Here is a 15,878-nt window from a genome sequence, read left to right on the forward strand (position 1 = left end):
GTTCTCTACCGGTTCTCACTATTAATTGAAATTTTATTGAACTGATTATCTTCTTTATTGAATGATTATTTTTCTTAATTTGTTTCCTTGCTGTGATTCAAACAATACGAAATAAATTCCTGAAGGAAGTCCGCTTAAGCTAAAGTTGAACAGGTAATTATCTTTCCCATCTTGTGTTTTAGAATCTATAAGCAGGTTGTTATTTAAATTGTATACTTTAACATGGGCAGGCATAACTTTATTGAGTAAAACATCTACCGTGAAAACTCCATTTGAAGGATTAGGATAAATTTTTACATCAAACTTTTTCTGAACAGTAGTGTCATCAGGATCGTTCTCTTCATATTCTCCTTCAGTGACAATTATTTGTTTGGTTTGAAAAGCGGTACAATTTCCTTTTTTTGTATTCAGGGTAATGTCGTATTGTCCGGTTTTACTAAAACTTATCTCGGCAAAATCTTTGTTTTTAGAAATAACAGTGGCATTAGGTGGCAAAACCCATTCTATCTCATCAGCAATCGGGTTACTAATATCCACAATCACTATTTTTTCATTTTTAAATACCTGACTTGACACGGCAAACTCAGCACTTATTGCCGTGTTCTGACTTGATATTTTGATAGTGTCCGTCGCTTGGCATCCTAATTTATTGGTTACAATAACCGTATAATTTGCAGGTTCAGAAACGGTAATCATGGCTTTATTACTAGTAAATCCTTTGTCAGATTTCCAGAAATAAGTTGCTTTATCATCGTCTATAGTAGCATTAATGGTTAAGGTTTGGTCAAAACATAATGTTACATCTTCTCCAAGATTAATAACATCTTTTGGAGGGTTTTCGATTTTGTAATTATGATTAATGACACATCCTTTGCTATCTGTTATTGTCACAGAATAATCTCCGGCAGCAGCTCCGCTTAATATATTCGATTTTTCACCAGTATTCCAGAGGTAAGTATAAGGGGCTTTTCCTCCGGAAGAAGTCACTTCAATTGTGGCATCAGAACCTTCGTAGCAGGTTGGAATTACAATTTTTTCGGCTGCAGCCAAATGAATTGGAGCCGTTATAGTAACACTTTTTGTAATGGTACAACCATGACTATCTGTTACTAAAACCGAATAATCTGATGGCGGGACGTTTTGTATACTACCTGTTTTTGCTCCCGTATTCCACATATAATAATAAGGTGCTGTTCCTCCTGATGGCGTTGCGTTGATAGTCCAGTCATTTGAATCTCCACATAGCGTATAATCAGAAGTTAATATGTTGTCGAGAATTGCAGGTTCTGTAACAATCAAAGTGGTGCTTTTTGCTTCATTACCATTAGAATCTGTAGCTGTCACATAATAGGAACCTTTGCCAATATTATTTAAAATAGTGCTTGTTGCTAATACATTGACAGCACCATTTGCATACCATTTATAAGTATAATTTTCTCCGGGTTTTAAAAATCCTCCTATAGTGGTTGGTTTTAAGCTTCCGTTTTTATCATCACGACATAAAATAACATTTTGAACCGCAATACTAGTTTCTAAAAGAGGTGGTTCTGTTACTTCTAACAAAGGAGATGTCAGATTACAACCTTTAGCATCTGTAATAATTACATAATATTTTCCGGCAGATAAATTTTCTGCGGTATTTGTAATTTGGTTAATGTTGGTATTATCATTCTTAAACCATTGATAAGTATAATTGCCATTTGCTCCTTGTACTGTAATGGCAATCGAACCATTACTTAATCCTTTTCCGGTAGCAGGAAGAGATATCGTATTACTAATACTCAATGCAGTTGGTGACGTAACCTGAATAGCAGCGCCCGTACTTTTACATTGTTGAGAATCTTGTACATAAATGGTATATTCACCTTCAGCCAAATCGCTAATAGTAGTTTTGACTCCGCTTGAAAAATTCTGCCAGTCTTTAATCAATACTCCCTTATAAAAATAGCGATAACTGAAATTGCCATTTCCTCCGGCAGCAGTTAGAGTAATTTTTCCGTTACTGTCACCAATACATTTTACAGGTTCTTGTGACATAGAGAAAGTTACCAGATCTGGTTGGGTAATATTGATAGTGTTACTGGTTACCTCAACTTTTTTAGAATCTTTTATAATAGCATAATAACGGCCTGGTTTTGCATTTACAAGATTTAAATTTTCAGTGGTTAATATGGCAGTAGATAATAAAGTATTGTCCAGGTACCATGAAATTGTTTTAATACCAAAACCACCATTTGCATTTATATTTAGGACCCCATTATTAGCTTCATAGCAAGTAACTAATTGAGTCTGATTGATGCTGAGAGTTAATGGATTGTCTGTAAAATCAAAATCAGCATATTTTATACATCCTGTATCATCTTTAGCAGAGATATAATAATGATCCTTAATTAGTCCGGTAAAGTCTACGGTTTTTACAGCACTGTTTGCAACAGTATTTAGAATCGTTTCATTGCCTGATGCATCTTTTGTGTAAAACTTATATTCGTAGTTTGATTTCCCTCCGGTAATTTCAAAATGTAATTTACCATCATTTCCGTTATTGGCAGAAGGATTAGTATAGGTAATTTTATCGATGTCAAAACCAAAATCTGCAGGTTGCGTAATTTCGATGTTTTCTAAAACACCAATACAATAAGCGGCATTTCCGGAATTGTAATTTGCATCACGAACTTCAACCGCATATGTGCCTGCAAATAATGCATTTAATGATGTGGGTATAAAGTTTTCATAAGTATTAGTTGCAGTATTTTTTCTTTTCCATTGATAGGTATATTCTGGATTTCCGTTGACTAAAAGAGGTGTTCCTCCCGAAACCGAGATAGCAATTGTTCCGTCCTGATCTCCAAAACAATTTACGTTGGATCTTGAAGTTAATTTAACCACAATTGGAGTAGGTTGGGTAAATTTTACGTCGATAGTATTAGATTCAATTCCGCTTATATCAGTAGCAGTAAGACTATAGTCTCCGTCTGCAATATCGTTGAAATTAGCCACATTACCATTTTTTGTAATGGTAACTCCGTTTGCTTTATTTTTTAATTTGTAGCTGTAGGTTCTATCAGACTGATTTTGATTGTAAGTAGCTCCTCCTGTCGCAATCGCATTTAGTGAACCCAATAAACCGTTACATTTTGATTGCAAATGCGTTTCTGAAAGTATAGGTTTTGTAGGCTGATAAACATCATAACTTTTTGAATCATGACAACCATTTAAATCGGTTACTAAAACGGTATACGTACCTGCAATAACATTAGAAAGGGTCGAACTGTTGGTGCCTACAGTAGCTCCTGAGCTATTTTTCCATTCATAAGAGTATGTCCCGGTTCCGCCCGTGGCAGTTATTGTTATTTTTCCTGTAGCCAATCCAAAACCAGTGGTTGGCGTAACGACCTGATTTGAAATATGTAATGAAGCTGAAGGCTGCTTAATAATCACAGTTTGTTCAGTAGTCTGGCAACTATTTCCATCCACGACTCTTACAATATAAGTTCCTTCGCTCAATCCTGAAACAGTACTATTTTGATTTTCAATTGTTCCTCCATTACAAATAATGGTGTAAGGTTTAGTTCCTCCGGTAATAGTTAGTTTTGCAGTACCATTATTTCCTCCATAGCATGATACATCTGCTTTTGTAAAAGTAAATTGTAATTGATCCGGTTGGGCAATTATTATATTTTCTAAAATTCCGATACAGCTTGAAGGATTTGTCGCATCATAATTAGCATCACGAACTTCTACTGAATATTTTCCGTAGAAAAGATTAATTTGAGTTGGATTATCAGTTCCTATTGGTTCGTAAATAAGATTTAAGAGATTTAATTTTTTCCAGACATAATGATAGGGAGCACCTACAGTAAAAGGAGTTCCTCCTGAAACAGACACGGATAATTTTCCGTCCTGATCACCAAAACAAGTTAGTACTTTTTTAACAGCAGATGTTTCTGTAATTAAAATAGGATCTGGCTGTTTGAGTTCAACGTAGCCTGTCGTGATTATTGTGCCATTTTTATAACTGGTTGTAGCAATAGTTGAGACATTTGCTTTTGAATCTGTTGCGGTTATTTTGTATTGACCTATTGGTAATCCGGTGAAATTGGCAGAGTTTCCAATCTGTTTTTCTTTAAAGACATTGTTTAGAAATAGTTCATATGTGTACTGCCTGTCTGATTGTTGCTGTGCTATTTCTGCACCTCCTTTTGCAACAGCAATAATACTACCTTGCCCTCCATTACATTTTGTATTTGTAGCAGTAACATCAAGCGTTAGGACTGCTGGTTCTTTTATTTCGAATATAGCCGATGTGATTGCACAGCCAAGATTATCTTTATTTTTGTCGATAACTACTGCAATGTATTTTCCGGCTGGTCTGTCTTTAAGTAAATTAGAATTTTCGTTTGCGATTAATTTGCTTTCATCAACTATTTCTCCTATATACCATTTGTACGAATAGTTTCCCCATCCTCCGGTATTCGTTAGTTTTATGTTTCCGTTTAGAAGGGAGTTTCCTGTAGCGTTTACAATTGTTTCAGTACCAAATGCCAAAGGGAGTGCTGGTTCTTTAATTTCAATTTCTTGTGTCGCGATAACACAATTATTATCATCAGAAACAGTAACAGTGCATTTGCCTGCCTTAAGGCCTTTAATGTTTTGATTTGGGATATCTATTATAGTACCTAAAATTGGAGGGCCGCATGAAATTTTATAGATAGGTTTGTTGTTTGTATCTTTTTTAAAGGTTCCGCCTGTAATATTTAATTGTATTGATCCATCGCCAGAACTTTTGCAGGTTACATCTGTTGTAGTATAGGAGAATTCTAGTTTATTGGGAGAACTGATGACAATGTTTTCTAAGATAGAAATACATTGATTAGGGTTACTAGAATCATAATTATCATCACGAATTTCTACTGAATAGATTCCGGCTTCCAGTAACGTAGGATTAAGGTTGTTGTTTACTGCTATAGCAGAAGTGCCTTTTTTCCAAATATAAGTGTACGGAGTTTTTCCACCGGTTACATTTATGGCGATCGAACCATTTTTGTCTCCAAAGCATTTTAAGTCTTTAAACCCGCCAGCTACTTCCTGAATGATGATAGGTGTTGCCGGGGCTACTGTAACAGAAAATGATTCCTGACAAAAACTATTTGAAGCAGTTACGGTATAGTTTCCTGCTGTTAAACCTGATTTTGTTGATTCGGTTTGTGCCGAAATAATATTGTCTGTTAATTCGATAAGTGTTTCCGGACTCGTTCCTTTATACCATCTAAAGGTATAAGTAGAATTTGCCGGTGCATTTGTAATTTTGATGTTGGCTTTTCCATCACTTCCATTAAAACACTTCACCGGTGTTTGGGACGTTGCTGCAGTAATATTAGGATTGGTAGAATCAGGAACATAGATAGTAAACGAAGTTGTATTATTGTCTCCATCAGTTACTATAACTTTATAATTACCTGCTTTGATGCCTGTTAAAGAAGAACTTTCCTGACCTTGAAATTCTTTTTCAACGAAAGGCAAACTACCTATTAGTTCAATCCATTTAAACTTTATTACGCCATTACCTCCTGAGGCTTGTGCTGTAAGATTAGTTGTGCCCCCCTGACAGCTTATAGCAGTTGGAGTAGAGATGCTTACATTTAATGCTTTTAGTACATAAGGTCCTTTTGTGATGGAACAGTCAGTTTCATTTGGGTCGATTGTACTCTTATCTGTAATTTTTACATAATAAGTACCGTCTCCTAAACCTCTTGGGTTATTTGGACTTTGTGGCAGAGGAACACTGAAAACTGTTCCGTCTTTAGTCCAGATATAGTTGTAATTTCCATATCCTTTAGTAGGATTTATTGAAATACTACCATTGGTGTTGCCCGGCGCAGGTTGATTTATTGTAGGCTCTGCCACTAATAGAGCACTTTGAGGCCCGGAAATTGTTCTATTATTACTTTGTACAGTTAATGGAGCACTAATAGTACCTGAAGAAGGTACTTCGTTATCTTTTATATTAAATTTAAAATTGCCTGGCGAAAAACCAGTTGCCGTATACTTAACAATACCATTATTACTCGAAGTTGACGCACTTGGACTATATGGATTATTTGAAGGATCTTGCCATGTGACAGTATAGTTTCCTGACCCGCCTTTTATATTCAATGTGATACTCCCGTCATTTGCGCCAAAGCAGCTTAAATTGGCTGAAGTCACATCGTAGTTTATTTCTTCTCTTACCAAAAAGGTTTTAGAGACATTGTCACAAGTTAAAGCATTCTGACTTGTTACAACATAAGTTCCAGGTGCAAGAGCTCCTAATTGATCAATAGGTATGGTCTCGCTGCCATTTGTGCAAACAAGAGTATAAGCTGGAGTTCCTGCTAATGGTACATCGAGTATTATTTTTCCGTTTTTTGCACCGGGAGCTGTTACATTATTTACAGATCCGCTAATGGTAATTGCAGTGGGAGGCTGAAATATTTCTATATCCTGAGGAGCTGACTGACAATTGTTTGCGTCCAAGACTATTACTCTGTAGTTTCCACTATTAAATTCTTTGCCTGTTAAACTTGATAGTGGGTATTTTTTAAGAACAGTAGCTCCGTTTACTACTTCTGTTTCACCATTCAGGTTGTAAAAATGAGCGCCAGTACCTCCATCAGCAGTGATTTGAATTCCTCCTTTTTTGCCATTACATTTTGGATGTATCGGCGTAGCATTAGATGTTAATTTTGTCGCTACAGCTATTGCGAAATCTGGACCATCAACATATTTTGTAGGGTCAGGGTTATCAGACGGGGCTGTTTCTTTTACAGTTTGATATCTAAAAGTATATGTTCCTACCTTAATCCCTTTTATTTTATATTTTAGGGGGGATACCATCTCTACTCCGGGCTTGTCAGAAGAGATAGATACAGGTATGTTAACTCCTACAGGACTGTAGGTAAAAAGAAATCTTTCATTAAATGCGGCTTCTAATGCTCTGTCAAAAGTAAAGGTAACTTCTCCGTCATCCATACCATTACACGATTCTCCCTTTGCAACAGGTGGTACACTTGTATCTATCTTAGGAGCACATCCAAAAACATTATACGTAATTGGTTTTGATACCATTGTTACTTTAGGATTTGCATATCTGGAATCGAGATTATATCTAAATCTTACATATCCTCTAAAATCTTTCCCTAGTTTAGCTGTCAGATTAAAATTGTCCCCAACAACTGGCTGCCAATTTGAAACACCATCTAAACTGTAAACAGGCTGAGTACCAGGTTGAAAATTGATAGTTTCACATACTCCTATCTCGATTGGAGTTTTTCTGACATGTGGTGATCTTAAGTAAAAATATTCCGGAGCACAACCTCCTGTAAAAGTTTCTCCATTAGTATATTGTTCATAAGTATAAGTCCTGGTTATTGGTTGGCATCCTGACCTTGCATAACCCGGTTGCCAGACTATCTTTAAAGGGAAACTCGCTGCAGTTACCGAAAAAATCTGTCCATAATTACTAATTGCACCAAATTGTTGATACAAAGTTGCATTTGAATTAGTTGTAATAAGCACGTATGCATTACCAGTATCAGGAAAAATTCTATCAATATCCAGCATAAGTGGTTCTTGTGCAAAAGAAGCAATGCTGTAAAAGAGCAAGAATAATAGAGTAATTTTTTTCATATTGTTTGGGGTATAAAAAAAAGTTATGATTAGAATTTTACCGTAAAAAATACCATTTTAGACATTCTTCCATCGATAAACAAAGCTCTTATAGCGTATTTATAATTTGTGTTGATAGTAATTGTGGGATCAGATAATTTTCGGGTTTGCCCGGAAACCATTTGCATTAATTGAAGTGGTTCATCGGCTGTAGCTTTATAAATTTCAAAACTATCTACTTCAGGAACTTTGTATTCCCATGATAAATCGATACTATTTGCAGAGGTATTCGCTTGTGCATAAAATCCTTTTACAGCTGGCATTACAGAGGCTTTTGGAACCAAAAAAGCAACTTGTGGAGTAGGGTTAGAAACTAAATTACTTTCGTCCTTGGCATATATGGCATAACGGTACTTGCTTCCTTCGACTATGTTTTCATCTTTATAGGATTCTTTTTTGTCTTTAATGTCAGCAATTAGCTGCCAATCGCTTTGTTCATTTTCTTTGCGATAAAGCTGGTGGGAGGCCACATCCTCACTTTGGCTATTAATCCATTCGAGATAAACTGCACCGTCTTTTATTTCATAATTAGTAAATATGGGTGAAGAAGGAGGGATGACATCCGGTTTTTTTAGAATTAATACCTCAGAAAACGGAGACATATTATAATGAGAGTCTACTGCAATAATTTTATAATATACTTTACTGTTTAAACTTTTAATAATTACAGTATCCTGATACATATTGTTTTCCAGAGGACTTACTGTTATTTGGCTAAACTCTTCGTTAGGATTGTTTCCTTTATAAATTCGATACCCTAATAAATCTTTTTCTTTATTAGCATCCCAGGTTATTTTTACTATTCCAAGAGAATCAATTGCTCCTTTTAAATTTATTGGTTTTACCGGAGGTATAGAATCTACAGGTTGCACCAGCATTGGAAACGAGGTTCTATTACTACCTTGCTTGCCTATTGCCGTGATGGTAAAATAATTGGTAGAGGCTAATTTGTTGTACATTACGCTTCTGCTTTTTGGAGCAATATTTTTTACTACAGGCAGGTATTTTCCATCATCTGTATCAGAACGATTAAGTTCAAAACCGGTGATTTCAGAATTGCCTGCTTCATCAAATTCCCAGCTTAATGTTACGGTTTTGTCATCTTTAAAGTTTTTTACGGTAAGATGAGGTACAAATTTTAATATCGACTTTCCTGTACCTGAAATTATTTCAGAATAGGGACCTAATTCTCCAAAAGCAGATATTCCCTGAATGCGATAACTATAGGATTTATTATTGACAATAGAATCAACATAAAAAATACGACTGTTATTCTCGTTTTGCTGATTCATACTTGTATAAGGCTCTTTATTGATTCTTTCAAAATGTAGTTTATCCTGAGAACGTTCTATATAATAACTTCCGTAAGCGTGCGCCAATATTTTAAAGTTCCAGCTTAACATCGTGCTTTTATCGGTAAAATGAGCTGTAAAATCCATTGGTTTTGGTAAATCCTGATAATCGTTTAGTCCCGTAAACACACCTCCATATTTTATAACTGATTCTTCTTTAGGTACATTCGCAGAAACTCTATACATGTATTTTTCGTTTTTTTGTACCGTTTTGTCTTCAAAACCTAGAGCTGCTTTTTTAGCCATTTCAAAATCTTTGTCGGCTGCAAAGAGGGCAAATGTGAAACGCTGTTCGTTTTCCTCGGATATATTAACGATCGATTCTAATTGGTTTACACCAGATACATTAAAGCTTTCACCATACAGAGCCTGGGCAATAATAGCTGCATTATCGTTTTCTTCGATAGTTTTTTCCCAGTTTTCAATTGGTTCCGGTTTTAAAGTTTGTGCTAAAACCTTTTTTTCAGGAGTTGCTAATGTTTTATTATCGCGGGTTACTGTATAACGTTCCAACAGATATCCATATTTGTTCAGTTTTTTCCAGGTAAGGGCATCACTTGGTCCCCAACGCAGTAAAATTTTATCTTTTTGTACTCGTACTATAACTTGTATTGCGGGTTCGTTTTTTATTTCTTCTTTTTTGCTTACGTTGTTTTCTTGTGAATGCGTAATGTTAAATCCAAAAAAAAGAAATGCTATTATATATTGAAGCTTCATGCTAATTTGATTTGTTGAATGTAAAAATTGAACCTGAACTCGCTCCTTGCTGTCCGCCCGGAAGAGTATAGTTTAATTTAATATTATAAGTTCCGTCGGGAATCATAGGGAACTTTGAGTTGATGATATAATTGTATTTCTGAATCATTGACTGATTGCCGGAATCGACATATTTGCTTACGATTTTATATTGAATATCAACAAAATCAGTTCTATAATAATACGGCAGATTATATCTATAAGGCAGTCTGTCTTTTAAATAGGAACTGCTTGGATTGTTTATTAAAAAATCCTCATACCACGTCAATAATTCAACGCCTCTCACGGGAGGAAGACCTGTTATTGATACATCGCGGCTCAATTTAAAATCGGATTCCAGTGGATATCCCTGATAAACTAATGGATAGATTTTATTTTTATAATAAGCATCATCCAAAACAGCTTCTACACTTATCAAAGGTTTGTTTTGTGTCATTAAACTGCCTACGATTTCTAATTCATCAAATGGTTCTGATGAACTGTTTTCAGCATGAAGCGCATGAACATCGGAATAAATGATTTCAACATAAGTGTTTCTTGGCTTTTTTGCAATCATCTTTTCCTGAAATGATTTGTATTGGCTTGTATTGAAATTGTATTGTAATAATTCAACTGATTCACCACCGGTTACTATCCCTTTCAGTTCATTATTTTTTAATTCAATATTATTATCATTGGCTAAATTTTGCGTCTGATAACTTTCGGTTAAATTACCATTAGCGTCTTTTTTGGTTTCTAAAGTCATTAATGATAAATTATAGGGTTTAGTGGTTTCTAAAACCGGCAAATCAATAATTACCTTTTTCAAATCTGTATTATATCGAATAGAACTGTTAACCGTTTTGTTTCCGGTTTTATAAAAAGCTTTCTGAGATTGTTCAGGTTTTAATTCAAATAAGTAGGCTTGCCCTTGTTTTAGAACAACGTATGCTTCTTTGCTTTCATTTTGATACACATATTTTTGATCAAAAACCGGATAACAATACGCAATATTGTTTACAGGAATGTTGTTTGGAGCTGGTCCGGTACTAAAATTTCTCACTTCGGTCTCCATAGCAATTTGCCCCTGATCATAAATTGTTTTCCATGTACCATTTACTAATTCCTGAAAACTTACCTTTACTGTTAGTGTCAAATCTGAGTTTTGAGGAAGGACTTCGGAAGAATTAAAACTTAATAAATCAGCCGTTTTATTCCAGCTTGTTGTACCAATAACAGAGATGTCTCCCTTTTTTATTGTATATTCTTCCAGTTTAAGTCGATACGTTTTTGTTCCGCTATCATCTTCAAGTGTGAAATTTTTATCTACAGGCATGTTAAATCCAACTTGAGGAATGGCAAAAACATCTACATCTTTCGTTCCGTTTGAAGGCGTTATATCTGCAATAGATTTCAATCCTGCCAAAGGATCTGCATTTATAAATTCACATTCTTTTCCAAACTGTAATTTAAACCTAAAACTACCTTTTACTGCGCCTCCGAGAAGACTAAAATTTCCGGCCATATAACCCCGAATCCATACGGGATTTGGCAATTTGGCCTGTAATAAAACAGCTCCTCCGCCTTTTATAATCGATATTTTTTTTCTTACGAACAGTAGCTTTATGTTAATACCCAACTCTCCCTGCAAGTACGCGTAGGATTGGCCATTAGCGTACCATCCATTTATACCAATTTGCCCGGAGCCTTTACATTCGGCCTCACCATAATCTTTCACCATTATATCAAATCCAAAACCGGCTTGAAAATTAGCATAGAATATCAAAAAGTTTAAATTTCCGGTTTTAATGCTGAAATCAGAACCAAAAGCAAATCCTTTTCCTGCTGAAATAGTATTTTCATTTCGCATATAATCTAATTTCGAAGCATCTACCCCCAATAATTGGGCTACAATTGAAGGTGGAGGAGGGCTTGCCGGGATATCATCACCTAACATAAAATATCCGCCGGCTTCTACTTCTATAGATCCTATTGCCAGTTTTATGCCTAAACGATCTGTTGGCGTTCCCATACGAATGTACCATTTGTCCGGCCCAAAATGAAGAACTGCCCATCCCGCTCTGTTGCCTGATGCACGGCCTTTTATAAAACCTCCCGGAGTATCAATATATAAGTCAAAAGAACCGTGTAAAGTTTTTGCTCTAAAATCAAATTCTATAGCAGCAAATGCATTGATTCCCATAGAATTTTTCACATCGTTTGGATAGAGCTGTTCAGCCGCTTTTGATAAATCAGAAGTTTTTAATGCTTCAAGAGCGACTTTAGAAAGTAGAGATTCATTTTCAGCAACTGCTTTTAAAGCTCCTGTTAATTCTGCTGCTCCGGGAATTTCAAAAGGCTGCATAACATGACCTTCACCATAAATACTAATTCTGTTGATTCCTGAGTTATTATTAAAAGCGATTTCAAAACCGGCGCCTCCCCAAAAAGCATCAGCAGTAGCGGTTCCTGCAAATTTTATTATGGCCTTAACCCCAAGACCTGAATCTGCATCCGGAACATAGTTAGAACCTGAAGCGACAAACCTATTACTGTAGCCTTCTTTTTTCATTCTGTAATAAGCACCGCCCCCAAAACCTTTAAAAGTTATTGCTCCCGCCGGAATATTCAGATTATCAACCATGGCATCAACATACCAGTACCTAAAAGTGGTAGAGCCAAAAATAGCATTTGCTTCTACAGATATTCCTCCTGTAAAATCAGCTCCCAGCATTCCTTTAAATCCGTTGCCATAAACAGGATCATTATCCATTAAGGTGATGCTCCCTTTCAATTTCATTCCTCCTAAATCGGCGGCAATTTTGACTTCTTCAAATTTAAGATGATCAAATTTCCATTTCTGAATCCCCTGATCTCTTGCAAACTTTCCAACAATATTAAATTTAGTCCTTCCGTTAAATTGATCTTTCATCAAATTAACAGAAATATCTATCTTTAAGGAAGCCGATACATCATCTGCAATAATAGCAATTTCGTGTATCGTTATAGGAAAATTAGAAACCTTTGAAGATTCCGGATCAGTTTCGTCAGTATTTTTATATCCAAAATAATCCGCTTTAAAGTAAGGTACTACAGTTTGTAATTGAAGATTTTGAAAAGTTATTCCTTTAAAAGCGACAGCCTCTTTTTTATCTGTATCTTCAGAGGCATTAGTTTCAGATGCATCTGCAGTTGGCTTATTGCTTCCGTTTATAGCAAGGCTGCCATAAAGTACGGCTTTAGGCAGAAAAACGCCTTCTTTTACTTTTAGCTCTACATAAGAGTTTTTCTCGATTTTCGCATTGGCCTTAAATACCTGAAAACAGATGTCACTTTTTATCTCTGCTTTTAAGAGGTATTCATTATCTAATGGATTAATTATGGCTTTGTAACCAAGTTCGCTTCTTGTATTGGGCTTACATTGTTTGGATGGGTCGGAAACTGGTAACACAATGTCTCCATCAAATCTTGCGTAGACTAATGAATTGGCTCTGAATCCCATTTCGATATGGCTTACAGAAAATTGCCAGCCTGAAGCGCTCCCTTTTCCTAAATCCAGAATGTTTTCTGCCGAGAAATTACCTGAAACACCCATTCGGTCTATCAGCAAATTAGTCGCCTGGAATTTTATTCGGTTACTGGTTCCCTTTTCTTTAAATTGGGGAGGTAAAACTATTTTTAAAGAATTTACATATAATCCTCTCCATAAATTTTCATTACCGGGAACTAAATAGTCTTTTTGATAATCTTTTGGCCAAATAATATCGGTCGAATTGTGAAGGTCGCTAAAATCGATAACGGCTTTATTTAACTCAAAACACGTTCCATCATAATCGGTCAATTGAAAAGCAGGCAAGGTAATTTCTGCTAAAATGTCGTTCCAGTTGGTTACAATTGCTTTAAAAGAAGCCTCGACTCTTTTTGGAGATTTAATTACTTCATAGTTCTCATCAACAGGTTCTAAAAGATTTCTTGAAAATACTACATCGGCCTGAATCCCCAATTCCTTAAATCCTTTGCAGTCTATAGTAACGTATGTTTTGTTTGTAATTAAGCCAGTTTGCATATTCAATCCGCCTTTCAGGACCAACAATAAATTCTCGCCATTTATCTTTATCGGAACATCGCCCAGTAGTACAAGATTAGTATCGCCAACGAGACCACCTTTATGCGAAAGCTTAATATTTTTAGCACCAAAAAACAACTCTTTGGCTTTTCCTGTAGAATCAAATTGCGGAAGAATGATTTTTACAAATGCAGTTAATTCTGTGTATTGTGGTGTAAACCTTGCACTACTTATACCCAGAATATATTGAATTCCTCCAATTGTTTTGGATACGCCTAAAGGCAGCATCGAAAGTTTTTTAGGCTCTAATAAATCAGTAAGATTATTATTTTTTTTTATTTCCTCAAAAGTAGCAATTGCGGTATTTAAGTCATCACTGGTTTCCTGACTTACCGGATAATTTTGGGTAAGAAAAAAATTGGTAAACTCGCTTTCGGCATTTTTGTGAGGTGAAAAACGGGTTATATTATCTGATTCTTTTTGTGAAAGAACCTTTAGTAGTGAAGTGTCTTTCTTTAAGCCAATAATAGTATCATTGTTATTGGCAAAACTAACACTGCTAATAAAAAATAAAAGGAAAAACGATAAATAAGAAGAAAAATTTGGGGTAGTTTTTTTCAAATTTTGAACTGTTAAATTTACTATTAGAACATATAAATGAGTTTAACCTAAAGATTAAAAATCGGTCAAATATAAGATAAATTTAACAAGAAAAAATAGCTGATGTAACAGTTTTAGTTAAAAGTGTAAATGTTTGTCTTTTTTGGTTGTAAAATTTTAATGTTTAGCAATAAAATTATGTTAAATATTAAGTTAATGATATATAAATGATTAAAGTTTGTTACTTTAAAATCGAAATAAGTAAAATATTGTTTGTTTGTTTTTATTTCCATAATCCTTTGCTCAGGTATCTATAGATAATAAATGATGTTTTTTTAAGTGTAAATAAAACGTTTTTAAATGTAGCAGTCAAGATGGTGTAAAACGTCTTGGATTATTGAAAAAATAATCATTTTATGGTTTTGTTAACATTTTTAAAAAGAGGTTTATTGCCTGTAATTAATAGAAAAATTAGAAATGTTGCTCATTTTTATTTTTAGTATAATTTACTTTAAAGAGATAAATAAAGCTATTGAAAGAATAGGCAGGATTTGTTTTGTTGTAAAATGCTTTTGGTTAGCTTTTTGTCTTTTTTGTTATCTGTTAAATAAACAATCAACTTAAACGAGTTTTTAAGTATTATAAATGAAACCTTAGTTTGTTTTTCTGATTAGAAGTAATATTTAGTTTAATGATATTTAATACTTTGAATATGCTAGAACCTGTTTGAAAAAATCCTGTTTCTACGCTTTTCATTGCTAAAAATGCATTTTTTTGGATACATTCGTTAATGTTGTATTTACGAAACATTGCATTAAGTTGAAGAGTTAGTGATTTATAGCTTTTGTCATCTATATTGCAACCTTCACCACCCCAAATAGTCTCTCTGCCGTTTATGGTTTTTACCATAGATCGTAATTCTTCTTCCGTTAGATCTTTATTACAATAACAGTTTTTCTCTTTTACAACTTCTGCCATTTCCATATCTACCATTACAGGAACGGTACAATTGTCGATAGCTTCCGGGGTTAAAAAACCTTTTTCGACTATCAATGCTGTGTTTTTAAAACAGATGAGTTGTTTTCGTAAGGCAATTTTTTCTTCTTTAGTAAAAGTGAGCTTGCAATTCTTTTTTATATCCTGATGGATGAAGGTCTGTTATTTTTTGATCCATCTGATGTGAAAAAAAATCGAATCAGTATTCAGGAATTTTTAAGTGAAAATTTTACATATAGAGATAATGAAGGAGTTCAGAAAAAAATAACTAGAATAAGCAGACAGTTTTCTGAGTGTAAAGGTTATACTTATAAAGAGAAACAGATGAAATTTTTAGATGACTTGATTGGGATATTGATGGAGCGGAAAAGAAAACTTGAGAACTGGTAAGCTGGGATGAAAAAAATTATAACATTAACAAACAA

The 15,878-nt window shown here is 34.6% G+C and carries 5 protein-coding genes; 1 reads left to right on the forward strand and 4 read right to left on the reverse strand.

All coding sequences use genetic code 11. From position 1 onward, the window contains the following. Nucleotides 1–54: 54 nt before the first annotated feature. The 4 genes from LNP81_RS11250 to LNP81_RS11265 form a co-directional block, all read right to left on the reverse strand. The gene (locus tag LNP81_RS11250) at nt 55–7,665 is read right to left on the reverse strand and encodes a T9SS type A sorting domain-containing protein (protein ID WP_230035843.1); all 7,611 of its coding nucleotides are present in this window, start codon (nt 7,663–7,665) and stop codon (nt 55–57) included. Nucleotides 7,666–7,694: 29 nt separating this feature from the next. Further along, on the reverse strand, nt 7,695–9,773 hold the full coding sequence (locus LNP81_RS11255) for a fibronectin type III domain-containing protein (RefSeq protein ID WP_230035845.1): 2,079 nt from the start codon (nt 9,771–9,773) through the stop codon (nt 7,695–7,697). Between the two features lies 1 nt (nt 9,774). Next, a complete protein-coding gene (locus LNP81_RS11260) occupies nt 9,775–14,478 on the reverse strand; it encodes a hypothetical protein (protein WP_230035847.1) in 4,704 nt (1,567 codons plus the stop codon). A gap of 618 nt (nt 14,479–15,096) precedes the next feature. Beyond that, the gene (locus LNP81_RS11265) at nt 15,097–15,510 is read right to left on the reverse strand and encodes a hypothetical protein (protein ID WP_230035848.1); all 414 of its coding nucleotides are present in this window, start codon (nt 15,508–15,510) and stop codon (nt 15,097–15,099) included. Nucleotides 15,511–15,600: 90 nt separating this feature from the next. On the opposite strand from LNP81_RS11265, the gene LNP81_RS11270 reads away from it, so the two are divergent. After that, entirely contained in the window at nt 15,601–15,843 is a 243-nt protein-coding gene (locus LNP81_RS11270; protein ID WP_230035850.1) for a hypothetical protein, read from the forward strand. Nucleotides 15,844–15,878 lie beyond the last annotated feature (35 nt).

The sequence above is a fragment of the Flavobacterium piscisymbiosum genome (assembly GCF_020905295.1).
In the GTDB taxonomy this organism is placed as follows: Bacteria; Bacteroidota; Bacteroidia; order Flavobacteriales; family Flavobacteriaceae; genus Flavobacterium; species Flavobacterium piscisymbiosum.

Excerpts from the sequence above, each read along its gene's own strand:
- LNP81_RS11250 (WP_230035843.1), bottom strand. The coding sequence starts at position 7,665 with ATGAAAAAAATTACTCTATTATTCTTGCTCTTTTACAGCATTGCTTCT.
- LNP81_RS11255 (WP_230035845.1), bottom strand. The coding sequence starts at position 9,773 with ATGAAGCTTCAATATATAATAGCATTTCTTTTTTTTGGATTTAACATT.
- LNP81_RS11270 (WP_230035850.1), top strand. The coding sequence starts at position 15,601 with ATGGATGAAGGTCTGTTATTTTTTGATCCATCTGATGTGAAAAAAAAT.